Raw genomic sequence first — 25,131 nt, forward strand, 5'->3', positions numbered from 1 at the left:
AGACTTCAGCGCTCACTCCCCGTCGAGCGGCTCGACGCCCTGCGGCTTTCCGGCCCGGTCGAGCCGGATCTTCTCGATGCGGTTTTCGGCGGCACCCAATAGCGCTTCGCAATGTTTCTTCAGCGCTTCGCCGCGCTCATAGATCTCGATCGACTTGTCGAGCGCCACATCGCCGCGTTCGAGCGCCGAGACAATGGCTTCGAGTTCCTCGACGGCTTTTTCGAAGGAGAGGGCGGATACGTCGATCTGGGGGGCCCCAGTTTGCGCGGTGGTGGTCATGGTCATCCTCTCATCAGGCGGTAGATGTGGGTCCCGGCCGATTCGGCCAGCCCTTGAAGATCGTAGCCGCCTTCGAGCAGGCTGACGATACGGTTGTTGGCGGTCTTGCCGGCAGCATCGAGCAGCCGGCCGGTCGCCCAGTCGAAATCATCGGCGACGAGATTGATCTGCGCCAGGGGATCGCGGTAGTGGGCATCAAAGCCGGCGGAGATCAGGATGAAATCGGGGCGGAAGTCGTCGAGTGCCGTCAGGATGCGCGACTTGAACGCTTCGCGAAAATGCTCGCTGCCGGTGTCGGGCGAAAGCGGCGCGTTGACGATGTTGCCCGCCCCCGTCTCGGTCTTGGCGCCGCTGCCGGGATAGAGCGGCATCTGGTGCGTCGAGCAGAACAGCACCGACGGATCGTCCCAGAAGATATCCTGCGTGCCGTTGCCGTGGTGCACGTCCCAGTCGACGATGGCGACCCGTTCGGCGCCGTGTTTGCGCTGCGCATGGCGGGCGGCGATGGCGATGTTGTTGAAGAAGCAGAAGCCCATCGCCTTGTTCTTTTCGGCGTGGTGGCCGGGCGGGCGCGAAGCGACGAAGGCATTGTCGGCCTTGCCGGAAAACACCGCATCGACGGCCGCGACCGCACCGCCGATGCCGGTCAACGCGGCCTGCAGGCTGGCAGGGCTGGCATAGGTATCGGCCTCAAGCGCGTTGATGCCTTCCTCAGGGATGGCAGACATGACCGTGCGCAGGTGCTGTTCGGGATGGGCAAGCAGCACAAAATCCTCGTTGCCCTGCGGCGCCTCAAGCCGTGACAGGGGTGAAAACCGCTCATGCTCCAGCGCCAGATTGAGCGCCTTCAGCCGGTCGGGCCGCTCCGGGTGGCCTTCGGGAACCTTGTGTTCCAGAAAGGTCGGGTTTTCGAACAGGATCGTGGTCATGGCTGGAACCTATGGCTTCGGGGGTTCGAGGTCCATGGCATAGGTAGGGCGTTTACTGTGTTTTCAACAGCGCGGGTCGATCAGCACCTTGCCGCGACGGTCCGGGGCGTCCTGATGGGCCAGCGCCTCACTGAGGCGAGACAGCGGATAGGTGGCGGCGATGCCGCTTGCAAACGTGCCCTCGCGCACACCGTCAAAGCATTGCGCCAGCGCGCTTGCAAGCGCTTGCCTTCCTGCGGAATGAACGAAGGACCGCAGCCAGAGAAAGGCAAAGCGCACATCCGCCCGTGCCGAAATGGCGCCTTGTGCAATCGGCATGCCGCTGAGCGCGCCATATTGCACAAACACGCCGCCCGCCGGCAGATTGTCCCGGAGCAGGACGCCGCCTGCGTCACCTCCGACTGCATCGGCCACCGCGTCGAAAACGATGTCCCTGCCGATGGGCTGTTGCCCGGTCACACGCGTTTGAAGGCCGGGTAGCGGAGGCAAGCGAGCAGCCGCGCCCTCGCTGCGAACCATGGCGGTCACCTCTGCTCCCTCGGACGTCAGCGCCATCAACAGCATCCTGCCGATCGCTGAACCGGCTGCCGTGACGCCGATCCTGCGGCCCGCAAGGCCGCAAGAGCCGTCGAAATGGTCCTTCAACGCCGCAATCAACCGCAAGGCGGTCATCGGATTGATGTAGGCCGTCGCAGCCTGCTCGGTCGACAGATCGGCCGGGACAGGGAAACACCATTCTGCGGGGCGCTGCAGATAGGTCTGCCAGAGGCCGCTTGCACCGAGCGGCAACACGCGGTCGCCGGGTTTCAGGCCGGTGACACCGGCTCCGACGCGGCTGACGGTTCCGACGCCCTCGAAACCGGGGACAAAAGGAAGAACGGTGCGGCTGCTGTAGGCGCCCGTCACCGGGATCAGGTCCGACGGGTTGATCGCCGCGCGTTCGACGGCGATCTCAACCATGCCCGGTTCAAGCGCCGGGCGGGGTCGTTTGGCAAGCCGGATCACATGCTCCGGCCTGCCATAGTCTGCCACAAGGGCTGCCAGATGATCCGCCACCGGCGCTCAGGCGCGTGCGTGCAGAAGCGGATAACCGGCGAGAACGGCGCGGGCTGCGAGCGTCGCGATCACCGCCTTGACGATATCGCCCGGAATGAAGGCGAGCGAACCGGTGGCGACGGCTGAAAGCGGCGTACCGGTCACCGCGGTCACCCACGGCATGCCGATGGCATAGAGCACGCCGATGCCGCCGACGATGGAGGCGATGAAGAAACCGGCGAATTGCCTGGCTTCGCTCTGGCCTTCCTTGACCAGCCGCTCGGCGATCAGGCCGGTGACATATGTGGCGACGATCCAGCCGAGGACGAAGCCGCCGGTCGGGCCCTGGATAATGGCCAGTCCGCCACGGCCGCCGGAAAGCACCGGAAGTCCGATCGCCACCAGCAGCACCAGCAGCACATAGGCGAGCGCGCCGCGCTTGGCGCCGATGATGCAGCCCGCCAGCATGACACCCATCGACTGGGCCGTGATCGGCACCGGAATGAAGCCGAGCGTCACCGGCGGGATGAGGCCGAGAACGACGATGATCGCGGTGAAGAGGGCAATGAGAACGAGGTCTCTGGTGGTCATGGCAGGTCCTTTGTCTGTCGGTGTCTATGCATACGTCCGGCCAGGGCCGGAAGAGAATTCAGAGGCGGCAAGCCCCAGCGTTGTCAGCGACGTTTTTCACCCGGCCGCCGAAAGCCGCGTGCGTCGATGGCCATGGCGATCGTGTCGGCGTCCTTCAGCGTCAGGATGATCAACGGCGCAAGGATCGTCAACGGGCGGACCTTCAGCCCCCGTGCCCGGTGCGCCTCGCGGATCAGCTGGTAGTGGTTGAAGATATCCGGCACGAAGCGCAGCACCAGCCCGAAGGCGAGCCCGACATCGGCCGCCCGCACCAGGCCGAGACGGTCGAGCGGCTGCAGCAGCCGGGTGATTTCGTCGATGAAGGCACCGGTCGCTGTCGTCGCCGTCACCGCGCCGGCAAACAGCACGATCGCCATCAGTCGGAAGAAGCTTTCGGCCGCCTCGCGCATCGAGATGAGATAGGCGGTGGCAATCAAAAGGATCAGGATGGTGAAAAGGATGGGTTTCAGGCGGGACACGGCGTCGCGAAACGCAAGGCCGGTGGTGAAGTAGATGAGGGCAGCGATGACGAAGGCCGGGATGAGTATGACGAGGGAGGAAACGGCATAGAGCGCAAGCCCGCAGATCAGGAGGATGGCGAGCTTTGCCCGCACGGACATCCGGTGCAGCGGCGTTGTGCCCTCGACATTCAGCCCGTTCAGCATCCCGTCACCTCATGATAGGCACGGATGCTTTCCTCTGCCGGGCCATCGGCAACAAGCCTGCCCTCATGGAACAGCAGCACACGGTCGAACCGCTCGATCAGTGGCAGGTCATGGCTGATGACAATCGTATGCTCATCCAGCCCGGCAATGGTGTTTTCCACCAGCCGGCGGTTCTTCAGGTCCAGCTGGTTGGTCGGCTCGTCGAGAATGAGAATGCCGGGGCCGGTCACCAGCACGCTGGCAATGGCGGCCAGCTGCGTCTCGCCGCCCGAGAGTTCGTGCACCCGCCGCCTGGCCAGATGCGTGATGCCGAACCTTTCCAGCACGGTGATCGTCCGGCGCTCGATCTCGTCCGCCTTCAGGCCGCGGTTTTTCAGCCCAAACGCGATATCCTCATGCACGATCGGCATGATGATCTGGTGCTGCGGGTTCTGGAAGATGAAGCCGGCGGCAGCCAGCGTACCGCTTTCGTCGCGGACGGTATCGAGCCCGTTGACGGTCACCTGGCCGGCGCTCGGCTTGACCAGGCCGTTGATCAGCCGCGCAAACGTGGTCTTGCCGGAGCCGTTCAGCCCGATAATGCCGATGCGCCGCTCGGTGAGCGACAGCGTCAGCGGCTGAAGAACCGTGCGCCCGGCAAAGCTGACCGACGCGCCGGAAAAGCGTATGTCCAATCCGCGTCCCCCGCGTTTCAATGTCGAGGCTCTATAGGACGATTTGTTCGCGGATGGAAATAGGGTTCCGGTTGGGCTTGAACAAAGTGTGAACATTTGCCTAGATTGTCCCCATGGCGATTCTCGTTTCCAACCGCGATGCCCGGCGCATCTTTTTGAGCAAGCAGGGCCTGGCCGCAGTCCCCAACCGGGCGCTGAGCAAGCAGGGCCTGCTCGATCTCATCCATGAGATCGGCTTTGTCCAGGTGGACAGCATCTCGACCGTCGAGCGCGCCCATCACCAGATCCTGTTTTCCCGCAACCAGACCTACCGGCGCGAGCACCTGACCGAGCTTCTGGAAAAGGACGGCGCACTGTTCGAGCACTGGACGCACGACGCCTCGATCCTGCCGTCGGAATTTTTCCGTTACTGGAAGCACCGGTTTGCCCGGCGCGAACCGGTGCTGAGGGAGCGCTGGCTGAAATGGCATGGCGAAGGGTTCGACAGCACCTTCGAAGAGACTTTTCGGCGCATCGCCGAAGGTGGCGCCGCGATGTCACGCGACCTCAAGGTCGCCGATCACAAGTCGGGCGGCTGGTGGAACTGGCATCCCAACAAGACGGCGCTTGAATATTACTGGCATACCGGCAAGCTCGCCATCGCCGGCCGCCAGAATTTCCAGAAGATCTACGATCTCGCCGAGCGTGTCATTCCCGGCCGTCATTACGAGCCGGAGGTCAGCCACGAGGTTTTCCTCGACTGGGCCTGCCGCGCAGCGCTCGAGCGGCTCGGCTTTGCCACCCACGGCGAAATCGCCGCGTTCTTCGATCTGATCTCGCCGGACGAGGCCAAGGCCTGGGTTGCTGAGCACCGGGACGAACTGACCGAGGTGATGATCGAGCCTGCCGATGGCGAAAAGCCACGCCTCTCCTATGCCTTCGCCGGTTTTCCGGATAATCTCGGCGGCCTCGCCGAACCGCCCGCCCGCATCCGCGTGCTCAGTCCCTTCGATCCGCTGATCCGCAATCGCAACCGCACCGAACGCCTGTTCGGCTTCTATTACCGCATCGAGGTTTTCGTCCCCGAGCCGAAGCGCGAATACGGCTACTATGTCTTCCCTCTGCTCGAAGGCGACCGCATCGTCGGCCGCATCGACATGAAGGCGGAGCGCAAAACCGGTTCGCTGAACGTCAAACGGCTCTGGTGGGAAAAGGGCGTGCGCTCATCGTCGGGCCGGATGGAGCGGCTGGAGGCGGAACTGGCGCGGTTGGCCAAATTCGCCGGCGTCGAGCGCGTTGTGTTTCTGGATGGGTGGGATGGCGGCGATCCTTGATGCACAGCTGTTTGCTTTGGCTATCGGATCGCGGCATCGGCGAGTGCCGGCGGTTTGCGTGGCAGCATCAGGCAAATGCAAACGCCACCGGTCATGCCATGACCGGTGGCGTTTGAAAGTCCATGCGGGCGTGTGACGGTCAGATGATCTCTGTCGCCGCGATCTCGATTCCAAAACCTTCCAGCCCGACATAGTGGCGTTCGCGGGAGGAGAGGAGCCGGATCGAAGTGATGCCGAGGTCTTTCAGGATCTGGGCGCCGAGACCGATTTCCAGCCATTCGCTTTCGCGCGCCTGGGCTTCGCTGTGATCTTCACGCTCGTGCTTGCCGGCGCGTGCGGTCGTCGAGACGCCGACGCCGACCGAGCCCTCGCGCAAATAGACGATGACGCCGCGGCCCTGTTCGGACATGCGCTTCATGATCGGGTCGAGCTGGCAGTGGCTGCCGAAAACGTCGGCGGCGACATTTTCCAGCTGCAGGCGAACCGGGACATCGACGCCGTCGCGGATGTCGCCGAAGATCACCGCCAGATGCTGCATCGGATCCCAGGGGAGGGAATAGGCATGTGCCTTGGCCTTGCCATAGGGCGTATCGACATCGAAGGTCGCCTCCAGATTGATCAGCGTTTCCTTGCGCTGGCGGTAGGCGATGAGATCGGCGACGGAAACCTGCTTCAGGCCATGCTTTTCTGCAAATTCAGTCACTTGCGGGCCGCGCGTCACCGTGCCGTCGTCATTGACCAGCTCGCAGATAACGCCGATCGGCGGCAGGCTGGCAAGGCGGCAGAGATCGACGGCGGCTTCCGTATGGCCCGACCGCATCAAGACGCCGCCTTCGCGGGCGACCAGCGGGAAGATGTGGCCGGGACGGGTGAAGTCGGCAGCGCCGACATTCGGGTTGGCAAGATTGCGGACCGTCAAGGTCCGGTCTTCGGCCGAAATGCCTGTCGTCGTGCCGTGCTTGAAATCGACGGTCACGGTGAATGCCGTCGTATGGGCCGAATCGTTTTCCGCCACCATGGCGTTGAGGTTGAGGCGTTTGGCCTCTTCCTTCGGCATCGGCGTGCAGACGATGCCGGAGGTGTGGCGGACGATGAAGGCCATCTTTTCCGCCGTGCAGTGGACGGCGGCGACAATCAGGTCGCCTTCGTTTTCGCGGCCGTCATCATCGGTAACGACAACGATTTCGCCGGCCTCGAAGGCCCGGATGGCATCGGCAACGCGCTTCTGGTCAAAGGGCATGGGATTCTTCCTTGGATGGTTACTTCAACCGGCCGGTCTGGCCGCGGTCGCGCAGGTAGTGATCGGCAATGGTGCAGGCAAGCATGGCCTCGCCGATCGGCACGGCGCGGATGCCGACGCAGGGGTCGTGGCGGCCCTTGGTGCGAACGTCGACATTGTTTCCGTCCGCATCGATCGACTGGCGCTGGGTCAGGATCGAGGATGTCGGCTTGATGGCGAAACGGGCGATCACCGGCTGGCCGGTCGATATGCCGCCGAGAATACCACCGGCATGGTTCGACAGGAAGATCGGGTTGCCGTCATTGCCCATCCGCATCTCGTCGGCATTTTCCTCGCCGGTGATTTCGGCGGCGCCAAAACCGTTGCCGATCTCCACGCCCTTGACGGCGTTGATCGACATCAGATTGGCGGCGATATCCTGATCGAGCTTGGCATAGATCGGTGCGCCGATGCCGGCCGGTACGCCTTCGGCAACGACTTCGACGACGGCGCCGACCGAGGAGCCCGCTTTGCGGATGCCGTCGAGATACTCTTCCCAGACGGGAACGATGGCGGGATCGGGCGCGAAGAACGGATTGTTGCCGACTTCGTTCCAATCCCAGTTGTCGCGGTTGATCTTGTGCTTGCCGATCTGCACCAGCGCGCCGCGCACCATGAGGCCGGGCACGACCTTGCGGGCAAGGCCGCCGGCCGCGACGCGGGCCGCTGTTTCACGCGCCGACGAGCGGCCGCCGCCACGGTAATCGCGAATGCCGTATTTGACGTCATAGGTATAGTCGGCATGGCCCGGCCGGTAGCTCTTGGCGATCTCGGAATAATCTTTCGAGCGCTGGTCGGTGTTTTCGATCATCATCGAGACCGGCGTGCCGGTGGTGATCATCGTCTCGCCGTCCGCATCCAGCATGACGCCTGAGAGGATCTTGACCAGATCGTCTTCGCGGCGCTGTGTGACGAAGCGCGACTGGCCGGGCTTGCGCTTGTCGAGCCACGCCTGCAGCTCGGGCAGGGTGAAACGGATGCCGGGAGGGCAGCCGTCGATGACGCAGCCGAGCGCCGGCCCATGGCTTTCGCCCCAGGTGGTAACGCGGAAAAGATGACCGAAAGTATTGTGCGACATGGATCAGGCAACCGGATATGAGGCCAGGCGCATCCGGGCGAGCGGCTGCGCCATTCTGTAGGCGCAGACTAATAGTGGAAAACGCCGGAAAGGGAAAACTTTTCTGGCGAAATATGGCGATTGCCGCGTGAACAGTCTGTCTTAGAGCGCTTCATCTTTAAACGGAAGCATTCTGCCGGAAGGAATTTCGGCCAGAACCAAGGCGGTTGGCGAAGAGCGCAGCAGAAGCTGCGGTCGAGGCGGCAGCCGCCGGTCATGGCCGAAATTCATCCGGCCCTTCGGGTTGGCTGAAAACGGCCATCCACTGTGTCGGATGGCTTGACCGATGGATCGGCATCGCTCGGCGCCATCCTTCGTGTGGAACGGCCGTTTTGAGCCAACAGAATCGCTTCCGTTTAAAAATGAAGCGCTCTAAAGCAAAAGCCAATCAGGACGCCAGTTGCAGGGCTTCCTTGTTGACGAATGCCACGAAGCTGTCGAAGCTCAGGGGCTTGGCGAAGGCATAGCCCTGCAAAAGGTCGCAGCCGAGCACGCCCAGCATCTCCGCATGCGCCATGGTTTCCACGCCTTCGGCGACGGTTTCAATACCGAGCGACCGGCCGATTTCGATGATCGACCGGATCAGCGCCTGTTCGTTGCGGGAGCTGAGGATGGGGGCGACGAGCTGCCTGTCGATTTTCAACCGCTTCGGCTTGATCTTCAAGAGGCTGACGATCGACGTATGGCCGGTGCCGAAATCGTCAATTTCTATATCGATGCCGAGCTTCTTGATGCCCTCGATATTGGCGGTAACGATATCGTCGCTCTCGTCGAGGAAGATCGATTCCACCAGTTCGAACGACAGCTGGCCGGGCGTGAACGACAGGCCCTGCAGCGAGTTGAGGAGCAGGTCGTCGCTGAGCCGCTTGGCAGAGACGTTGACGGAGATCTTCGGCACGTCGATGCCCATCGCTGCCCAGCGCATCGCATCGACCAGGGACCGGTCGAGCACGATGCGGTCGATCGTCGACACCACATCCAGTTCCTCGGCGATGTGCAGGAACTTGTCGGGCGTCAAAACGCCTTCGCGCGGATGGTTCCAGCGTACCAAGGCCTCGACGCCGGACAGGCGCAGCGTGCCGGCGTCGAACTGCGGCTGATACCAGGCAACGAACTGATGCTGTTCAATGCCCTCGAGGATTTCATCCGCGATGCGCTTGGTGGTGATGATCTCGGCCTGCAGCGCCTCGGTGAAGAATTCGTGGCGGTTACGGCCGTTTTCCTTGGCTCGGTAAAGCGCGATATCGGCATTGACGAGCAGCTGACGCTCGTCGCAGGCGAGGTCCTGCGCGATTGCGATGCCGATACTGACGCCGAAACGGCAGGGGAAGCCGTTATAGTCCACGGGTTGGCGCATCTGGGCGATGATGCGTTCGGAAAGGCCGGAAAGGAATGCCTTGCCCGGCGGATCGGCGACCAGCACCACGAATTCGTCGCCACCGATGCGCGCGACCATATCGCCGGCGCGCACGCTGGAGCGCAGGATTTTCGATGCATGCACCAGCATGGCATCGCCGGCCGCATGGCCGAGCGTGTCGTTGATCTGCTTGAAGCGGTCGAGATCGATATGCAGGATGGCGATGTTGCGCAGGCCGTCCCGGCGGGCGGCCGATAGCGCCTCCAGTTCCTTGTCGAGCATGCGGCGGTTGCCAAGCCCGGTCAAAGGATCATGCAGCGCATTGTGCTCGATACGGTCCTTGGCCTCGGCAAGCTCGTCGTTCTTCGCCTCTGCCATTGCCTTGGCCGAACGAAGCTGTTCGGTCATCATCACGTCGTCGGTGACGTCCCAGCTGATGCCGGTGATCTTGGCCTTGCCGTCGGCGCCCACATGCGTCGAGCCGGCACTGCGCACGTAATGGATGCTGCCATCGGGCCTGACGATGCGATACTGCGAGCGGTATTCCAGGTCGTCGTCGAGTGCCTTGAACAGGGTGAGCGAGGCTGCGGTGATGTCGTCCTGATGCACCGTGCCGCGCCATTCGGCGTAGCTTGGAGCGCCATCGCCCGGCGGCAGGCCGTGCAGATGGTACATCCGCTCGTCCCAGGAGCGTTGCTGTGTGTCCAGGTCAATCTCCCAGATACCGATCTTCGACGATTCGAGTGCCAGATTGAGCCGGTGCGACACGGTCAGCAGCTCCCGCTCGCGCGAGCGAAGCTTGGCGATGTTGCGCTGGCGTTCGTTGACGAGCCCGCCGGTGAGGAAAATCGGAACGATGATGATCGCCGCGGCGGCGAAAATCGTGATTTCGAGCCACGTGGTGTTGGCCGGCTTTTGAGCCCACCCGTCGGCCGGGATCGCCGCCAGTTCCCAGGTGCCGCCGGGCAGCTGCAGCTGGCGGATGACCGGCGCCTTGTCAAAAAGATCGGTGTCGCCGAAAAACGCATCTTGGATGCTGGTTTTCACCGAGACATCGCGGATCGCCAGCTGGATATTGACGTGCTGGTGGCCGCTGTCCGCTTCGTCGTGACGTTTGCCGTCATCGACGAGCCCCGCTTTGGCGTAGATATCCCGTTCATCGATGACGGCTTCCATGAAACCCCAAAAGGTCAGGCTGTTGCCGGTCCGGGTGAAGACGGGAGAAAACAGGTTGAAGCCGGTCCGGCCGCTCGGCATCCGGACCGGACCGGCCAAAATGGGCTTGGCCTTCGATTCGGCGCGGTCCACGGCGACCCGGGAGGAGCGGAACTTCTTGAAGTCGGTGCCGAGCATCCGCTCGTTCCCCTTGAGGGGAAAGGTCATGCGGATGACGGCGTCCGGTGCGGCGCTGACCCGCACCATCTGGGGATTCTGAATCAACAGCTTGGTCGCCAGCTGGTCGAAATGCGCTTGCGGCATTTGGGGATCGACGGAGAAATTGTTGGCAATGCCGCGCAGTGCGGTGATGTTGTTGTTGATCTCGCTCTGCAGGCGGGTAGAGACAAGATTAAGCTCGTTTTGAACGTTGCTTTTCAGTTCGTTGCGGAAATTTTCACGGTTCTGCTGCTCGAAGAAATAGCCCCCGGTAGTGACGACGGCAAAGGCGATGAACGCGGGAAAAAGCGACGGTTTCGCCAGCCTGGCAAGCGCCAGGACGCGATGACGGATTGTAGCGCTTTTAGTCAACGGCCATGCACCCCATATTCCCCGGCTGCACGGTAGAGACGGAGTCTTAAGATTGGCTTTAGAGGCTGTTCCTGCTATCAAATCCGCGCTTCGGCGGAGGGGCGTGACCGCCGGTCAGGATTCGGTTAACCATGACGTCTCCAAATTCGATAAAATTCTAAATGACACGGCAGCGGGCGATTTTTGCCACAATCGGAGATCAAACAGTGGGCACACAAAAATTGAAAGAATCACTGAAGAGGGCAAGACAGATGCGTTTCATCGTTGCTACATTGATGGCCGCAGCCGGTTTCTTTTCGCCGCTGGCCGCCTTCGCCGAAAGTGCCGATGTCGAGGCCGTCATCACCGGCGTGGATACCGACAAGTTGAGCCTGTCGCTGGACGACGGCAAGAACTACCAGGCACCGGAAGAATTCAATTTCGATGGCCTGAAAGAGGGCGTCAAGGTTCTGGTTTTCTACACCGAGGTCGATGGCAAGCGCGTCATCAACGACCTGGAAATCATGCAGTAAGACTGCAGTCGCGGCACCGGGTCGGTGCCGCGTCATTCCGGCGGGGCTGGTTCAAGAGATCGGCCGCTTTACCCGCCTTCGGCAAGGGCTCAGAGCCAGCCGATCGTGCCGTTCTCGATCTTCAAGATTCGATCCTGTGGAATGGCCCCAAGGGCCGCCTCTTCTGCGTCCATGGCGCCGCACAGCTTGAACAGCGTGCGGATGACGCCGCCATGGCTGACGCAGACGGTCGGCGCAGAAACGCTCGAAAGCCAGGCGCCGACACGCCAGGAGAGGATTTCGTAGCTTTCGGCATCCGCACCCGGCGGGATGAAGTCCCATTTCGACAGCTCACGTTCCGCCACCCGCTCGGGCATTTCCCGCTCGAGTTCGGCCATCGTGTAACCTTCCCAATCGCCGAAGGAGACTTCCTTCAACCTGTCGTCCATCCGATAGCCCGAGCGGGCAATCCCCATGGCTTCGCGAACGAGTTCCATGGTCTCGCGGGTGCGGTGAAGCGGGCTTGCGACGAAATCGAATTTTTCCGCGTCCTGCCCGAGAAGGGCGATAAGCGCGTGGCCGTTGCCGCTTGCCTGCCGCCGGCCGGTATCGTTGAGCGGAATGTCCTTCTGGCCCTGCATGCGGATCTGCGCATTCCAGTCGGTCTGTCCGTGGCGGATCATGTAAATGGTCACGGAGAAACTCCGGGGCAGGGGTCTTGAGACCCGAGGCGAGGAGCCGGGGCGCCCGTTGTTCGAGGGCCCCGGAATTCTTTCGTATGCGTGTCAGTCCTTGACGACGGCGATATCCGGCGCATCGACGGCCTTCATGCCGACGACATGGTAGCCGCTGTCGGCATGATGGACTTCACCGGTCACCGAGCGCGACAGGTCGGACAGCATGTAGAGGCCGACATCGCCGACTTCCTCGATGGTAACGGTGCGGCGCAGCGGCGCGTTGTATTCGTTCCACTTGAGGATATAGCGGAAGTCGCCGATGCCCGACGCTGCAAGCGTCTTGATCGGGCCGGCCGAGATCGCGTTGACGCGGATGTTCTTCGGGCCGAGATCGACGGCGAGATACTTGACGCTGGCTTCGAGTGCCGCCTTGGCAACACCCATGACATTGTAGTTCGGCATCACCTTTTCGGCGCCGTAATAGGTCATGGTCAGCATCGAGCCGCCATCGGTCATCAGCTTTTCCGCGCGCCGTGCGACGGCGGTGAAGGAATAGACCGAGATGTTCATCGTCAGGGCAAAGTTCGCAGCCGACGTGTCGACGTAGCGGCCAGTCAGTTCGTCCTTGTCGGAAAAGCCGATGGCGTGCACGAGGAAATCGATCTTGCCCCAGATCTTCTCCAGGTTTTCGAAGACCGCGTCGATGGTGGATTCATCGCTGACGTCGCAATGGCCGGCCATGACCGCACCGAGTTCCTCAGCCAGCGGTTCGACCCGCTTCTTCAGGGCGTCGCCCTGATAGGTGAATGCCAGTTCGCCGCCCTGCGCGTGAATTGCCTTGGCAATACCCCATGCGATCGACCGGTTGTTTGCGACGCCCATGATGAGGCCGCGTTTCCCCTTCATCAGACCGGATGTTTGCGACATGATGTTATGCCCCCAATAAAGCCTATGCTTTCGTCAGCCGGGCATGTGCCGGCTGGAAATTCGCATATGTTGAACCTGCCGGAACCTTCGCGCCCCTTGCGGTCGCGTCGGCTCTGAATTTTTCGAGCATTGGCTATGACATAGCCGCCCCGGTGGTTCAAGCGCGGCTAAGATCAGGAACTGTTAGTCCCCGTAATATTGGGTCAGCGGCCACGCAAGGGGCCGTCATCCACCGCGGCTGTCGTGAAACCTTTACAGGAAGAGGCCGTTGCGCAGGCTGCGCATGAGGTCGGTGACCTTCTCGTCGGGCTTTTCCCACAGCATCAGCCGCAGCTCCACCAGCAGATCGCCGCGCTTGCCCTCCGCGGTGGGCAATCCATGGCCTGCGACCCGGATCACATGGTCGGAGCCGGACCAGGCCGGCACGGTGACGCTGACCGGGCCGGTGAGCGTTTCCACCACCGTTTCGCACCCCAGCACCGCATCCTGGATGTTGACGGGCAAAGTGGTGCGCAGGTCTGTTCCGTCGGTGCGGAAACGGCCGTCCTGATCGACACGCACGGCAACGACGACGTCGCCGCGCAGCATGCCGTTCAGGCGATACCCCATCTCCTTGAGGCGCACGATGCTGCCGTCCGTCGTGCCGGCGGGCAGGGCGACCTTCAATGTCTGGCCGTCGGGCAGGGTTGCCGTCGCCTTCTCGCGCCGGAAAATATCCTCGATCGAGACCGTGACGTCACAAAAAATGTCAGGCACTTTTTCCAGTGCGGGCTTGCCGGCCGCACCACGAATGCGCCGGACGATGGCCGAGACAAGTTCTGCCGCCGGTGCCGCCGCCCGCGGAAAGCCGCCGAGCATGGGCGCTTTGTCGGCTGGATCGGGCTTGGCTTCCGGATGGGCTTGCGGCTCCGCCGCCGTCTCGGCCTTTGGTTCTGGTTTTTGTTCCGGCTTCGGTTCGGTCTTCGCCCGCGGTGCCGCCGCCGGTTTTCTCTCCTGCGGCCTTGCGTTCTGTGCCTTTGCCCGGTCGTCAGTGCCGAAGATGCGCGAGATCATGTCTTCGGCGGTTTCGGGGTCGATCGTTTCTTCCTCCGTGCCCTGCGCCTTGCGCTTCATTTCTTCCATGCGGCGCAGTTCGGCCTCGCGGCGGGCATAGTCGTAGCGGTTGCGCAGCTTCGGATCCTTCAGCACCTCGTAGGCGCGGCCGGCTTCGGCAAAGCGCTGAGTGGCCAACGGGTCGTCCTTGTTCTGGTCGGGATGCACGGCTTTTGCCACGGACCGCCAGGCGGCCTTGATCTCGTCCGGTCCGGCATTGCGTCTGACGCCGAGCACTGAATAGGGATCACGCATGCATGTCACCGCTCTTGAGGGCCGAGATGCCGCATGCAGCGGTTCGTTTCAGCCTGTTGAACCAATGGGAAGACCGCGCCGAAAGGCCCGTTCCCGATCGTTGCGATGATGAGAAACCGCACCTTAAATTAGGGTTAGCCGTGCGCTCGGAAGGGCGTTTTTTGGACGCAGCCCATTGAATTCGTTGAAGCGTGGTTAACGACCGGTAGCGGAATGTACCGGTGCGGCGTCAGCTGCGCGGACCAAAGCTGGTCAAGTACCATTCGCCGTTCCCCATCAGGCAGGTGTTGCCGTCGAACTTCGCAATGCCCTGATAGGAGTGACGCGTGGTGGTAAACCGGCGGCAGGTGGTGCCGTTCACCTGTTCCTCGGAAATGCTGCTGATGACGCCGGCACTGCCGGAGGTGGAATTGGCCCAGGGAATGGGGTTTCCGGCAGCCCTTGTCACGTCGGCGGACGACACGGCGTTTCTGACGGTGACGGCGTCGGAATTGTCCTCGTCACTGCGGACGGAGGGGACGGAACTTGTCGCAACCGTCCTGTCGACGTCGGTCGATCCGGCAAAATCGAGACCGCCCAGGCATCCAGACAGCGTGGTCGCGGTCAGGCACATCGCGGCAATCCCCGTCAATCGGGATAAAACCTTGGTGTCCTCGATCCACTTTGCTATGTCTTGCAACGGTATACCTGTCAGACTGGAAAGAGCGGCTTCAAGGTCCGGAGACGCAACGTGCAAGCTCTGACATTTATTGTTCGGCGGGCGGGAATTGCACCCGCGCCACACGTTACGGCATTGGATGACAATATGAGTGAGACTGGGTTAACAACTGGTGACTTCACGCAAGAGAATGAGCCCTTTTCCCTTTTTGGCACATGGCTGAAAGAGGCGCAGGCCACAGAGATCAATGATCCCAATGCCTTGGCGCTGGCGACCGTGGATGCCGACGGCCTGCCGGATGTCCGTATGGTGCTGTTGAAGGACTTCGACGAACGCGGTTTCGTCTTCTACACCAATTTCGAGAGCCATAAGGGGCAGGAAATCCTTGGCAACATGAAGGCTGCGATGTGCTTCCACTGGAAAACGCTGCGCCGCCAGGTCCGGGTGCGCGGCCCGGTGGAAATCGTCAGCAACGAAGAGGCTGACGAGTATTACAAGACCCGGGCACGCGGCAGCCGCATCGGCGCCTGGGCCTCCAAGCAATCGCGGCCCCTCGAAAGCCGGTTCGCGCTGGAAAAGGCCGTTGCCGAATATACGCTGAAATATGCCATCGGCGAGATTCCGCGCCCCGCTTACTGGTCGGGTTTCCGCATCAAGCCGACCTCGATCGAGTTCTGGAAGGACGGCGCCTTCCGTTTGCATGACCGGATCGAATTCCGCCGCGACGAAGCGGCAGGCGATTGGACGAAGGTCCGGATGTATCCCTGAGGGGCTCTAGCGCGCGCCCATCAGCCTGAAGGCGATGCCAGACGCAAGCGCCGAGACATATCCGGCTTTCTGGAAGTGGCCGTTGAGCGAGATGCGGGGCAGGGCGGCGGCGTTGACGCTATCGGAGAGCGTTCCCGGCTGCGTCGTCACAGCCGTGCTGAAACCGAGATCCTTGGCCAGCCGGTGATCGCGCGCCGAGACGGCGGTGGCAAAACCATAGGGATAGGCAAGCGATGTCGGCCTGTACCCGGTAATCTGCTCCACCCTCATGGCCGAAAGGTCCATCTCCGCGCGCGCCGTCTCGCCGTTCAGGCGCGTGACCGAACGATGGCTGATCGTATGCGCCCCGAGGCTGGCGAGCGGGTTCTCAACCAGCGCTTTGAGGCCGCTCTCGTCCAGCGTCAGCGCGGCGGTGATCCCCGTGGCATCGATGCCGAGCGCCTGCGCCGTCCGGTTCAGGCGGTCGATCGCGGTGGCTTCGTCTATCGAATGAAGAAAGGAAGCGAAGCGGTCGAAAACGGCCTGCTTCTGCTGGAGGCTGCCAAGTGCCAGGGTTTCATCGCCGGTGCCGAAGTCGAAGGTCAGGCTTGATTGCCGCTCCAGAAGATCGGCGAGTGTTTCCCACCAGAGCGTGTGGGTGCGGTCGATAAAGCCGCCGGCCACAAAGACGGTGAAGGGCACATCGTGCCTGGAGAAAACCGGGGCGGCATGTTCGAGATTGTTGCGGTAGCCGTCATCCAGCGTGAAAGCGGCCACCGGCTGGGGGTCGTCCGAGGCAAGATGGGCGGGCAGGGCATCGAGGGCGATGAAGCGGTAGCCATCGCGTTTTAACGTGGTGATCGCCGTTTCCAGAAATTCCGGGGTGATCTCAAGATGCGCGTTGGGATCGAAGGCGCGGGGTTGTTTCGGGCGGACATGATGGAGTGTGAAAATGGCGCCGCGACCGCGGGCATTTCGCATCAGGCCGCCGGCATGCAACAGCCCCGCGGCCTTCAGGCCGCCGGTAATGGCAGTGCGTTTGACGGCCTGTCGCAACATGTTTTTCAAGAGTGTCCCCCCGGCGCAATATCGGAGGCGACATTAGCTGCGGCGGCGTTAACACCGGCTGAATCGGTCTTTGGCAGGGGCCGTGGAGAGGGAGGCCTGCGATCAGGCCTGCGTGCCGCCGACGGTCATGTCGTTCATGCGCAGATGCGGCTGGCCGACGCCGACCGGCACCCACTGGCCGCCCTTGCCGCAATTGCCCATGCCGGTATCGAGCTTCATGTCGTTGCCGATCATGGTGATCCGCTGCATGGCGTCGGGTCCGTTGCCGATCAGCATGGCGCCCTTGACCGGCGCGCCGATCTTGCCGTTGTCGATCAGATAGGCCTCGGTGCAGCCGAAGACGAATTTGCCCGAGGTGATATCGACCTGGCCGCCACCGAAGGAGACGGCATAGATGCCTTTCTTCACCGAGGCGATGATTTCCTCCGGGCTCTTGTCGCCGCCGAGCATATAGGTGTTGGTCATGCGCGGCATCGGCACATGCGCGTAGGATTCGCGCCGCCCGTTGCCGGTCGCCTTCATGCCCATCAGCCGGGCGTTCTGGCGGTCCTGCATGTAGCCGGTGAGCTTGCCGTCATCGATCAGGACATTGTAGCCGGACGGCGTGCCTTCGTCGTCGATCGTGAGAGAGCCGCGGCGGGCTTCGATCGTGCCGTCATCGACGACGGTCACGCCCTTGGCTGCAACTGTCTGCCCCATCAGGCCGGCAAAGGCGGAGGTCTTCTTGCGATTGAAGTCGCCTTCCAGCCCGTGTCCGACGGCCTCATGCAGCATGACGCCCGGCCAGCCGGAGGAGAGAACCACGTCCATGGTGCCGGCCGGCGCATCGATGGCTTCGAGATTGACCAAAGCCTGCCGCAGCGCTTCGTCTGCGCCGCGCTGCCAATTATCCGTCGCGACGAAATCGCCAAATCCGCGGCGGCCACCGACGCCGTAGGAACCGGCTTCCTGCCGGTCGCCGTCGCCGACGACGACGGAAATGTTGAGGCGCGTCATCGGCCGGATATCGTGCATGCGCTCGCCGTCGGCGCGCAGGATATCGACCACCTGCCAGCTGGCGGCGATCGAGGCGGTGACCTGCCGGACCTTCGGGTCTTTGGCGCGCAGATAGGCATCGATCTCGGTAAGCAGCGAAACCTTGGCCTCGAAGCTCGGTTCGCCGATCGGGTTTTCGTCGCCGTAGAGTTTCTTGTTGGTGCGCTGCGGGGCTGCGGCATAGGTGCCGGAATAGCCGCGCGTGACGGCGCCGACCGCATCGGCGGCCCGCTTGAGGGCGGCAAGCGACAGATCGCCGGCATGGGCATAGCCAACCGCTTCGCCGGCAACGGCGCGCAGGCCAAAACCCTGGTCGGTGTTGAAGCTGCCGCCTTTCAGGCGGCCATTATCGAAGGACAGCGCCTCCGACTGACTGTGTTCGATGAACAGCTCGCCATCATCGGCGCCGGACAGCGTCTGCGCCAGGACCTCGCGGATGGCAGCCTCGTCGCTGTCGAACAGTTTGATGAGATCGGTGTTCATGGGCGAGGCTCCGGATACTGATGGAAATGTTCGCTCTATGTAGGGACGGGCGCAGGGAGGGGCAAGCGCAGATGTAAAGACGTTCTCACCGGGATACGCCGTCTCGCCTATTCGTGCAAAGAGCTTTCGGCTCCACTTCTCCGGTGGGGAGAAGGTGGCGCTTAGCGCCGGGTGAGGGGGACGCCTCACGCGTGCGGATGTGCAGTTTAGCCCCGACATCGTCTCACTGCGTTCGGCACTTCTCCCTCACGGGAGAAGTGGAAGGCGCCTTACGGCAGCGCGTCGTAGCCTTCGCCAAAGCCCTTCAGATCGACCGGGATGCCGATACCTTCTTCAGGGGACTGGAAGACGATGAAGGTCGCTTGTCCGCCGGACCGGAAGGTTTTCAAGAGTTCTTCTTCCAGCACCACTTCGGCATAGCAGCCGTCGGAGAAGCAGCGGACGAAATAGGCGCGGCCGATATCCTTGCCATCGACATTGAGGCCAAGGCCGTTCGGAAGGAGGACGCCGAGCGGCGCCAAGACGCGCAGGATCTTCGCCTTGCGGTCCGCGGTCTTCAAAACGACGACCGAAAGGCCGACTTCCGGCCGGTCTTCCGCAATGACGTTCTGCATCAGCGCGCATTGCTCGGCGGTTGCGCCCGCCGGCTGGTCGCAGACGATCGACCACGCACCGTGGTTGGATTTCACGGTGCCGGGTGTGCCTGGCTGTTGTGCTCCGGGCTGCTGGGCCGCTGCCGAATAGGAAAAAAGAGCGGCAGCAAGTCCGAACGCCGCGATCGGCAGCCGGGAAAGGAGGGGCAGGCCCATGTAAACCTCAAATATAAGAATCAGTCTGGCTATTCTTGAAGCGCGTAGCCGCAAATGAAAAGCCCCGCGTGGGTACATTCCAGTCCGGTGTGGCGGAAATGGGGCTCCTGCACGGGCCTCATACCAAGTCTCGATCGCCGAAACCTGGTATAAAACGGCAAGCCAGCCTCAAACCACTGCCAGAAGCTGCCGGCGCAGTGCCGATCGCGCCATATATATGGTATAGGAGCTGGGGATTGGCCTGAAATAGCCGCCGCCGTCAGCGCTGCCTTGTCGCCGCTGCCGGTATCTGTAGGGCCCGCATGGCTTTAACAGTTTGTGTGAAAAGCGTCGTTTGCGCAAAATGCCGCATGGGCTTGACGGGACAGATGTTGCGGCGTTCATCAAACTGTGGTTTGAAGCGCTTCAGTATGGCTAAGGATTCTGCGTTACGCTTTGATCCTGATCAAGCGCCCAGGGAGACACTATAGTGAAAAACAAGGCTTTTGCAGTTTTGGCATCGATTGCCTGTCTGCTTTTTGCTTCGAATGCTTTGGCTGACAAGCCGGTCGCATGGCAGACCAACTTTCAGACGGCAGCAACCGGAATCATGGAAGAAATTACATGGTTCGAGCATTACACCCTCTGGTTCATCATTCCGATCACGCTTTTTGTCCTGGCGCTTCTGATCTGGATCGTGGTCCGTTTCCGCGAGAAGGCCAATCCGGTTCCTTCCAAGACCAGCCATAACACGGCAATCGAGATCGTCTGGACGCTTGGTCCGGTGATCATCCTGCTTTTCCTGGCGATCCCGTCTTTCCAGCTCCTGACCGCGCAGCTGACGCCGCCGGAAAATCCGGACCTGACGCTGAAGGCGACCGGCAACCAGTGGTACTGGTCCTATGAATATGAAGTCGGCGAAAGCCCGCTCTCCTTCGACAGCCTGTTGATGAAGGAAGAGGACCGCGCGTCGCTCGGCAAGGAAGACAAGCACGAATATCCGCGTCTTCTCGCCGTCGACAACGAAGTCGTCGTTCCCGTCGGTAAGACCGTTCGCGTTCTGGTGACCGCAGCCGACGTGATCCACGCCTTCGCCATGCCGGCCTTCGGCGTGAAGATCGATGCCGTTCCGGGCCGCCTCAACGAAACCTGGTTCAAGGCCGATCGCGAAGGTCTCTACTACGGCCAGTGTTCCGAGCTCTGCGGCAAGGACCATGCCTATATGCCGATCGCCATCCGTGTCGTCAGCGAAGACAAGTACAAGACTTGGCTTGCTGCCGCCGCCACCAATGTGGGTGAAGCGAACAAGGCACTCATGGCTTCCATCGACGGCGCGGCAAAGACCGTAGACGTCRCTGAAAACGCCGCACAGTAATTCGCCCTACAGAATTCGAAGGGGAGCTCGACCCAATGGCCGGAACAACCGCGCAACACGATCACCTTCATGATCACGCCCACGATCACGGGCACGACCATGATCACGCCCACAAGCCGCTGAGTTTCTTTCAGCGCTGGTTCCTCTCGACCAACCACAAGGACATCGGCACGCTGTACCTGATCTTCGCGATCTTCGCGGGTATCGTCGGCGGCACGCTGTCGGTGTTCATGCGCGCCGAGCTGCAGGAGCCGGGTATCCAGATCTTCCACGGTCTGGCGTCCATGGTCTATGGCTTCCAGGGCGACGCTGCCATCGATGGCGGCAAGCAGATGTTCAACGTCTTCACGACCGCGCATGCGCTCATCATGATCTTCTTCATGGTCATGCCGGCGCTGATCGGCGGTTTCGCCAACTGGATGGTGCCGATCATGATCGGTGCGCCTGACATGGCGTTCCCGCGCATGAACAACATCTCCTTCTGGCTGATCATTCCGGCCTTTCTTCTCGTGCTGCTTTCGATGTTCGTCGAAGGTCCGGCCGGCGGGTATGGCTCAGGCGGGGGCTGGACGGTCTATCCGCCTCTATCGACGGCCGGAACGCCGGGTCCATCGATGGACCTCGTGATCCTTGGCCTGCACATTGCCGGCGCCTCGTCGATCCTCGGTGCGATCAACTTCATCACCACCATCCTCAACATGCGCGCTCCGGGCATGACGCTGCACAAGATGCCGCTGTTTGCCTGGTCGGTTCTGATCACTGCCTTCCTGCTGCTTCTGTCGCTGCCGGTTCTGGCGGGCGGCATCACCATGCTGCTCACCGACCGCAACTTCGGCACGTCCTTCTTCGCGCCTGAAGGCGGCGGCGACCCGATCCTGTTCCAGCACCTGTTCTGGTTCTTCGGCCACCCGGAAGTGTACATCCTGATCCTGCCCGGTTTCGGCATCGTCAGCCATATCGTCTCGACCTTCTCGAAGAAGCCGATCTTCGGCTACCTCGGCATGGCCTACGCCATGGTCGCGATCGGCGCCGTCGGCTTCATCGTCTGGGCGCACCACATGTACACGGTCGGCATGTCGCTCGACACGCAGCGTTACTTCGTCTTCGCGACGATGGTCATCGCGGTTCCGACCGGCGTGAAGATCTTCTCCTGGATCGCGACGATGTGGGGCGGTTCGATCCGCTTCGCCACGCCAATGGTCTGGGCAATCGGCTTCATCTTCCTGTTCACCGTCGGCGGCGTCACGGGCGTTCAGCTCGCCAATGCCGGTCTCGACCGCTCGCTGCACGACACCTACTACGTGGTTGCCCACTTCCACTACGTTCTGTCGCTCGGCGCCGTGTTTGCAATCTTTGCCGGCTGGTACTACTGGTTCCCGAAGATGACCGGCTACATGTATTCGGAATTCCTCGGCAAGCTGCACTTCTGGGTCATGTTCATCGGTGTGAACCTGGTGTTCTTCCCGCAGCATTTCCTCGGTCTTGCCGGCATGCCGCGCCGTTACATCGATTATCCGGATGCCTATGCAGGCTGGAATGCTGTATCGTCCTATGGTTCGTACATCTCGGCCTTCGGCGTGCTGATCTTCCTGTTCGGCGTCTTTGAGGCTTTCGCCAAGAAGCGCGTTGCGGGTAACAACCCCTGGGGCGAGGGTGCAAACACCCTGGAATGGCAGCTGACTTCGCCGCCGCCGTTCCACCAGTGGGAACAGCTGCCGCGCATCAAGTAAGCGCCGCTCTCAATTCGAAGCCGCCGGAAACGGCGGCTTCGTCCAACGCCGGGATACCCGGCAATACGGCGCAAAGGATGCGCCGGACAAATCCAAGGACTTGGGTAATGCAGGTTATCGACAATCACGAAGCAATCGGCACGGAAGGCGGCGTTCGTCTTTCTGAGGCCTCTGCGCGCGATTTCTTCGAGCTGCTGAAGCCGCGCGTCATGTCGCTGGTGGTGTTTACGGCACTCGCCGGCATGGTCATGGCGCCGGGACACATCAATCCTTTCATCGGGTTCATCGCGATCCTCTGTATCGCCGTGGGTGCCGGCGCCTCCGGTGCCCTCAACATGTGGTACGACGCCGATATCGACGCGGTGATGACCCGGACCGCAAAGCGGCCGATCCCGGCTGGCAAGATCCTGCCGCGCGAAGCGCTGTCCTTCGGCCTGACGCTGTCGGCCTTCTCGGTCTGCATTCTCGGTATCGTCGTCAACTGGCTGTCGGCCGGTCTGCTCGCCTTCACGATTTTCTTCTACGTGGTGATCTACACGATGTGGCTGAAGCGCTCGACGCCGCAGAACATCGTCATCGGCGGAGCCGCCGGCGCGTTTCCGCCGATGATCGGCTGGGCCTGCGTGACCAATGGCATCGCCATCGAGAGCATCGTGCTCTTTCTCATCACCTTCCTGTGGACGCCGGCCCATTTCTGGGCGCTGGCACTGTTCAAGATGCGCGACTACGGCGCCGTTGGCGTGCCGATGCTGCCGAATGTCAGCGGCGAGGCGACCACCAAGACGCAGATCGTGATCTATGCGGTGCTGACCGCGATCATCGGCGTTGTGCCGACCGCACTCGGCTTTTCCAGTTTAGTCTACGGCGCGTTCGCCGCAGCCCTCGGCCTTGGTTTCATCTGGTACTCGATCGGCGTGCACCGCATGCCGGAGGGTGACGAGAAGATGGTGCCGGCCAAGAAACTCTTTGCATTTTCGATCCTCTATCTCTTCGCGATCTTCTCCGCGCTGATGATCGATCATCTGATTGCCACGCTGTGGCTTACTGCCGGAAAGGTTGCCTGATGGAACTCGTGACACTCACGGACGCCCAGAAGAAATCGCGGCGCGGCCGCAACATCGCGCTTGGCGTCGTCCTCTTCGGCCTCGTTGCCATTTTCTACATCGTGACGCTGATCAAGTTCAGCAATGGCATGGTTCAGTAGGATCGCACGGCGATGACAGCGACGAACAGGCCAGAGCAGCCACAGCAGAAGAAGGACCGGGCAAACGGCGTCATCGTCGGGTCCTGCCTCGCCTTCGTGGTCGGCATGACCGGCATGGCCTATGCCGCCGTGCCGCTCTACGACATGTTCTGCAAGGTGACCGGCTATAACGGCACGACCAAGCGCGTCGAGCAGGCCTCCGACGTCATCCTCGACAAGACAATCAAGGTGACGTTCGATGCAAACACCGCATCCGACCTGCCCTGGGATTTCAAGCCGGTGCAACGCGAGATCGAGCTGAAGATCGGCGAAACCGTGCAGATCGAGTTCGAGGCAAAGAACCTCTCGAAGAAAGCGACGACCGGGCAGGCGGTGTTCAACGTCACGCCAATGGCGGCCGGCGCCTATTTCAACAAGGTTCAGTGTTTCTGCTTTACCGAAACGACGCTGCAGCCGGGTGAAGACATGAAGATGCCGGTGGTGTTCTTCGTCGATCCGGAAATCGTCAAGGCGGTTGAGACCAAGGGCATCAACACGCTGACGCTCTCCTACACATTCTACGCCCGCCAGCCGTCAAAGCCGATCGCGGCGCTGACGGTAAAGCCTGCCGAAACTGACAACAAACTTTGACAGATCACCGTTTTCGGCTAAGCCGGAAACGACACGAGAAAGACTTATCGGGGATAGTCCACATGGCCGATGCGCACCAGAAAAACCACGACTACCACATCATCGATCCGAGCCCCTGGCCGCTGATCGCCTCGATCGGCGCTTTCATCATGGCGTTCGGCGGCGTTGCCTACATGCGCTACCTGGCCGGTGGTTCGTTCAAGCTGTTCGGTCTCGAACTTGCCAATCCGTGGGTGTTCTTCATCGGTCTTGCAGTCGTACTCTACACGATGTTCGGCTGGTGGTCGGATACGATCAAGGAAGCGCATGAGGGCCACCACACCCGCGTCGTGTCGCTGCACCTGCGCTATGGCATGATCATGTTCATCGCTTCCGAAGTGATGTTCTTCGTCGCCTGGTTCTGGGCCTATTTCGATGCGAGCCTGTTCCCGGGCGAAGCCATCCAGGCAACCCGCACCGCCTTCACCGGCGGTGTCTGGCCGCCGAAGGGCATTGAGGTTCTCGATCCCTGGCACCTGCCGCTCTACAACACCGTCATCCTGCTGCTGTCCGGCACGACCGTGACCTGGGCGCATCACGCGCTGCTGCATGGCGACCGCAAGGGCCTCGTCAACGGCCTGACGCTGACCGTTCTGCTCGGCATCCTGTTTTCGAGCGTTCAGGCTTACGAATACGCCCACGCACCGTTCGCATTCAAGGATTCGATCTACGGCGCGACCTTCTTCATGGCGACCGGCTTCCACGGCTTCCACGTTCTGATCGGCACGATCTTCCTGCTCATCTGCCTTCTGCGCGCCGTGAAAGGCGACTTTACGCCCAAGCAGCATTTCGGCTTCGAAGCCGCCGCATGGTACTGGCACTTCGTTGACGTCGTCTGGCTGTTCCTGTTCTTCTCGATCTACGTCTGGGGCGGCTGGGGTGCCCCGCTCGCCCACGGCTGATCGGGC

The 25,131-nt window shown here is 61.7% G+C and carries 25 protein-coding genes; 9 read left to right on the forward strand and 16 right to left on the reverse strand.

Annotation, left to right across the window (positions count from 1 at the left end; genetic code table 11):
* Positions 1–12: 12 nt before the first annotated feature.
* The 6 genes from AC1D17_RS08965 to AC1D17_RS08990 all read right to left on the reverse strand — a co-directional run bounded on the left by AC1D17_RS08965 (position 13) and on the right by AC1D17_RS08990 (position 4,212).
* Positions 13–285, reverse strand: coding sequence for an exodeoxyribonuclease VII small subunit (locus tag AC1D17_RS08965; RefSeq protein WP_477565056.1), 273 nt, complete (start codon positions 283–285; stop codon positions 13–15).
* Positions 282–1,208, reverse strand: a complete 927-nt coding sequence (locus tag AC1D17_RS08970) for a histone deacetylase family protein (RefSeq protein WP_477565057.1) — start codon at positions 1,206–1,208, stop codon at positions 282–284. Before AC1D17_RS08970 ends, AC1D17_RS08965 begins: the two co-directional genes overlap by 4 nt.
* A 63-nt stretch (positions 1,209–1,271) precedes the next feature.
* On the reverse strand, positions 1,272–2,264 hold the full coding sequence (locus AC1D17_RS08975; RefSeq protein WP_477565058.1) for a zinc-dependent alcohol dehydrogenase family protein: 993 nt from the start codon (positions 2,262–2,264) through the stop codon (positions 1,272–1,274).
* A 6-nt stretch (positions 2,265–2,270) separates the two neighbouring features.
* Positions 2,271–2,834: a biotin transporter BioY gene (locus AC1D17_RS08980; protein ID WP_477565059.1), complete on the reverse strand. Its 564-nt coding sequence runs from the start codon at positions 2,832–2,834 to the stop codon at positions 2,271–2,273.
* Positions 2,835–2,917: 83 nt separating this feature from the next.
* Positions 2,918–3,538, reverse strand: coding sequence for an energy-coupling factor transporter transmembrane component T family protein (locus AC1D17_RS08985; RefSeq protein ID WP_477565060.1), 621 nt, complete (start codon positions 3,536–3,538; stop codon positions 2,918–2,920).
* Complete coding sequence (locus AC1D17_RS08990; RefSeq protein WP_477565061.1) at positions 3,532–4,212, reverse strand: energy-coupling factor ABC transporter ATP-binding protein; 681 nt, start codon at positions 4,210–4,212, stop codon at positions 3,532–3,534. Before AC1D17_RS08990 ends, AC1D17_RS08985 begins: the two co-directional genes overlap by 7 nt.
* Positions 4,213–4,325: 113 nt before the next feature.
* Between AC1D17_RS08990 and AC1D17_RS08995 the strand changes: the two genes are divergently transcribed.
* Positions 4,326–5,525, forward strand: coding sequence for a winged helix-turn-helix domain-containing protein (locus tag AC1D17_RS08995; protein ID WP_477565062.1), 1,200 nt, complete (start codon positions 4,326–4,328; stop codon positions 5,523–5,525).
* A gap of 139 nt (positions 5,526–5,664) precedes the next feature.
* On the opposite strand, the gene ribB is transcribed toward AC1D17_RS08995, so the two are convergent.
* The 3 genes from ribB to AC1D17_RS09010 form a co-directional block, all read right to left on the reverse strand.
* Entirely contained in the window at positions 5,665–6,765 is a 1,101-nt protein-coding gene (gene ribB, locus AC1D17_RS09000) for a 3,4-dihydroxy-2-butanone-4-phosphate synthase (protein ID WP_477565063.1), read from the reverse strand.
* Positions 6,766–6,784: 19 nt separating this feature from the next.
* Complete coding sequence (aroC, locus tag AC1D17_RS09005; RefSeq protein ID WP_477565064.1) at positions 6,785–7,882, reverse strand: chorismate synthase; 1,098 nt, start codon at positions 7,880–7,882, stop codon at positions 6,785–6,787.
* A gap of 427 nt (positions 7,883–8,309) precedes the next feature.
* Entirely contained in the window at positions 8,310–11,024 is a 2,715-nt protein-coding gene (locus tag AC1D17_RS09010) for a bifunctional diguanylate cyclase/phosphodiesterase (protein ID WP_477565065.1), read from the reverse strand.
* 251 nt (positions 11,025–11,275) lie between these two features.
* On the opposite strand from AC1D17_RS09010, the gene AC1D17_RS09015 reads away from it, so the two are divergent.
* Positions 11,276–11,536, forward strand: coding sequence for a DUF1344 domain-containing protein (locus tag AC1D17_RS09015; RefSeq protein WP_477565066.1), 261 nt, complete (start codon positions 11,276–11,278; stop codon positions 11,534–11,536).
* Positions 11,537–11,625: 89 nt separating this feature from the next.
* Here AC1D17_RS09015 and AC1D17_RS09020 read toward each other — a convergent pair whose 3' ends face one another.
* The 4 genes from AC1D17_RS09020 to AC1D17_RS09035 all read right to left on the reverse strand — a co-directional run bounded on the left by AC1D17_RS09020 (position 11,626) and on the right by AC1D17_RS09035 (position 15,145).
* Positions 11,626–12,210 carry a histidine phosphatase family protein gene (locus tag AC1D17_RS09020; RefSeq protein ID WP_477565067.1) on the reverse strand — a complete coding sequence of 195 codons (585 nt, stop codon included), beginning with the start codon at positions 12,208–12,210 and terminating at the stop codon, positions 11,626–11,628.
* A gap of 90 nt (positions 12,211–12,300) precedes the next feature.
* Complete coding sequence (gene fabI / locus AC1D17_RS09025; RefSeq protein WP_264222129.1) at positions 12,301–13,119, reverse strand: enoyl-ACP reductase FabI; 819 nt, start codon at positions 13,117–13,119, stop codon at positions 12,301–12,303.
* A gap of 252 nt (positions 13,120–13,371) precedes the next feature.
* The gene (locus AC1D17_RS09030) at positions 13,372–14,466 is read right to left on the reverse strand and encodes a DnaJ C-terminal domain-containing protein (RefSeq protein ID WP_477565068.1); all 1,095 of its coding nucleotides are present in this window, start codon (positions 14,464–14,466) and stop codon (positions 13,372–13,374) included.
* Between the two features lie 229 nt (positions 14,467–14,695).
* The gene (locus AC1D17_RS09035) at positions 14,696–15,145 is read right to left on the reverse strand and encodes an RT0821/Lpp0805 family surface protein (RefSeq protein WP_477565069.1); all 450 of its coding nucleotides are present in this window, start codon (positions 15,143–15,145) and stop codon (positions 14,696–14,698) included.
* A gap of 126 nt (positions 15,146–15,271) precedes the next feature.
* On the opposite strand from AC1D17_RS09035, the gene pdxH reads away from it, so the two are divergent.
* On the forward strand, positions 15,272–15,892 hold the full coding sequence (gene pdxH, locus AC1D17_RS09040; RefSeq protein WP_477565070.1) for a pyridoxamine 5'-phosphate oxidase: 621 nt from the start codon (positions 15,272–15,274) through the stop codon (positions 15,890–15,892).
* A 6-nt stretch (positions 15,893–15,898) separates the two neighbouring features.
* Here pdxH and AC1D17_RS09045 read toward each other — a convergent pair whose 3' ends face one another.
* From AC1D17_RS09045 to AC1D17_RS09055, 3 genes are all read right to left on the reverse strand, one after another.
* A complete protein-coding gene (locus AC1D17_RS09045) occupies positions 15,899–16,930 on the reverse strand; it encodes a polysaccharide deacetylase family protein (RefSeq protein ID WP_477565258.1) in 1,032 nt (343 codons plus the stop codon).
* Between the two features lie 111 nt (positions 16,931–17,041).
* Positions 17,042–18,457 carry a metalloprotease TldD gene (gene tldD / locus AC1D17_RS09050; protein WP_477565071.1) on the reverse strand — a complete coding sequence of 472 codons (1,416 nt, stop codon included), beginning with the start codon at positions 18,455–18,457 and terminating at the stop codon, positions 17,042–17,044.
* Between the two features lie 269 nt (positions 18,458–18,726).
* Positions 18,727–19,266 carry an invasion associated locus B family protein gene (locus tag AC1D17_RS09055; protein WP_477565072.1) on the reverse strand — a complete coding sequence of 180 codons (540 nt, stop codon included), beginning with the start codon at positions 19,264–19,266 and terminating at the stop codon, positions 18,727–18,729.
* A 469-nt stretch (positions 19,267–19,735) separates the two neighbouring features.
* Here AC1D17_RS09055 and coxB point away from each other — a divergent pair, with 469 nt between their 5' ends.
* The 6 genes from coxB to AC1D17_RS09085 all read left to right on the forward strand — a co-directional run bounded on the left by coxB (position 19,736) and on the right by AC1D17_RS09085 (position 25,125).
* On the forward strand, positions 19,736–20,620 hold the full coding sequence (coxB, locus tag AC1D17_RS09060) for a cytochrome c oxidase subunit II (protein ID WP_477565073.1): 885 nt from the start codon (positions 19,736–19,738) through the stop codon (positions 20,618–20,620).
* Between the two features lie 35 nt (positions 20,621–20,655).
* Positions 20,656–22,350: a cytochrome c oxidase subunit I gene (gene ctaD, locus AC1D17_RS09065; protein ID WP_477565074.1), complete on the forward strand. Its 1,695-nt coding sequence runs from the start codon at positions 20,656–20,658 to the stop codon at positions 22,348–22,350.
* A gap of 107 nt (positions 22,351–22,457) precedes the next feature.
* Complete coding sequence (locus AC1D17_RS09070) at positions 22,458–23,414, forward strand: heme o synthase (protein ID WP_477565075.1); 957 nt, start codon at positions 22,458–22,460, stop codon at positions 23,412–23,414.
* Positions 23,414–23,554, forward strand: a complete 141-nt coding sequence (locus tag AC1D17_RS09075) for a hypothetical protein (RefSeq protein WP_037106419.1) — start codon at positions 23,414–23,416, stop codon at positions 23,552–23,554. Before AC1D17_RS09070 ends, AC1D17_RS09075 begins: the two co-directional genes overlap by 1 nt.
* 12 nt (positions 23,555–23,566) lie before the next feature.
* On the forward strand, positions 23,567–24,184 hold the full coding sequence (locus AC1D17_RS09080) for a cytochrome c oxidase assembly protein (RefSeq protein ID WP_477565076.1): 618 nt from the start codon (positions 23,567–23,569) through the stop codon (positions 24,182–24,184).
* Between the two features lie 62 nt (positions 24,185–24,246).
* Positions 24,247–25,125: a cytochrome c oxidase subunit 3 gene (locus AC1D17_RS09085; protein ID WP_477565077.1), complete on the forward strand. Its 879-nt coding sequence runs from the start codon at positions 24,247–24,249 to the stop codon at positions 25,123–25,125.
* The last annotated feature ends 6 nt before the right edge of the window (positions 25,126–25,131 follow it).

The organism is Pararhizobium sp. P1_E7 (assembly GCF_056405855.1).

What these genes read in the sequence shown, in the direction of transcription:
- AC1D17_RS09080 (WP_477565076.1), top strand. Translation starts at nt 23,567, where the DNA reads ATGACAGCGACGAACAGGCCAGAGCAGCCACAGCAGAAGAAGGACCGG.
- AC1D17_RS08980 (WP_477565059.1), bottom strand. Translation starts at nt 2,834, where the DNA reads ATGACCACCAGAGACCTCGTTCTCATTGCCCTCTTCACCGCGATCATC.
- AC1D17_RS09045 (WP_477565258.1), bottom strand. Translation starts at nt 16,930, where the DNA reads ATGTTGCGACAGGCCGTCAAACGCACTGCCATTACCGGCGGCCTGAAG.
- pdxH (WP_477565070.1), top strand. Translation starts at nt 15,272, where the DNA reads ATGAGTGAGACTGGGTTAACAACTGGTGACTTCACGCAAGAGAATGAG.
- AC1D17_RS09070 (WP_477565075.1), top strand. Translation starts at nt 22,458, where the DNA reads ATGCAGGTTATCGACAATCACGAAGCAATCGGCACGGAAGGCGGCGTT.
- AC1D17_RS08970 (WP_477565057.1), bottom strand. Translation starts at nt 1,208, where the DNA reads ATGACCACGATCCTGTTCGAAAACCCGACCTTTCTGGAACACAAGGTT.
- fabI (WP_264222129.1), bottom strand. Translation starts at nt 13,119, where the DNA reads ATGTCGCAAACATCCGGTCTGATGAAGGGGAAACGCGGCCTCATCATG.
- AC1D17_RS09075 (WP_037106419.1), top strand. Translation starts at nt 23,414, where the DNA reads ATGGAACTCGTGACACTCACGGACGCCCAGAAGAAATCGCGGCGCGGC.
- AC1D17_RS09015 (WP_477565066.1), top strand. Translation starts at nt 11,276, where the DNA reads ATGCGTTTCATCGTTGCTACATTGATGGCCGCAGCCGGTTTCTTTTCG.
- ctaD (WP_477565074.1), top strand. Translation starts at nt 20,656, where the DNA reads ATGGCCGGAACAACCGCGCAACACGATCACCTTCATGATCACGCCCAC.
- AC1D17_RS09055 (WP_477565072.1), bottom strand. Translation starts at nt 19,266, where the DNA reads ATGGGCCTGCCCCTCCTTTCCCGGCTGCCGATCGCGGCGTTCGGACTT.
- tldD (WP_477565071.1), bottom strand. Translation starts at nt 18,457, where the DNA reads ATGAACACCGATCTCATCAAACTGTTCGACAGCGACGAGGCTGCCATC.
- AC1D17_RS08985 (WP_477565060.1), bottom strand. Translation starts at nt 3,538, where the DNA reads ATGCTGAACGGGCTGAATGTCGAGGGCACAACGCCGCTGCACCGGATG.
- aroC (WP_477565064.1), bottom strand. Translation starts at nt 7,882, where the DNA reads ATGTCGCACAATACTTTCGGTCATCTTTTCCGCGTTACCACCTGGGGC.
- ribB (WP_477565063.1), bottom strand. Translation starts at nt 6,765, where the DNA reads ATGCCCTTTGACCAGAAGCGCGTTGCCGATGCCATCCGGGCCTTCGAG.
- AC1D17_RS09030 (WP_477565068.1), bottom strand. Translation starts at nt 14,466, where the DNA reads ATGCGTGATCCCTATTCAGTGCTCGGCGTCAGACGCAATGCCGGACCG.
- AC1D17_RS08965 (WP_477565056.1), bottom strand. Translation starts at nt 285, where the DNA reads ATGACCATGACCACCACCGCGCAAACTGGGGCCCCCCAGATCGACGTA.
- AC1D17_RS08995 (WP_477565062.1), top strand. Translation starts at nt 4,326, where the DNA reads ATGGCGATTCTCGTTTCCAACCGCGATGCCCGGCGCATCTTTTTGAGC.
- AC1D17_RS09085 (WP_477565077.1), top strand. Translation starts at nt 24,247, where the DNA reads ATGGCCGATGCGCACCAGAAAAACCACGACTACCACATCATCGATCCG.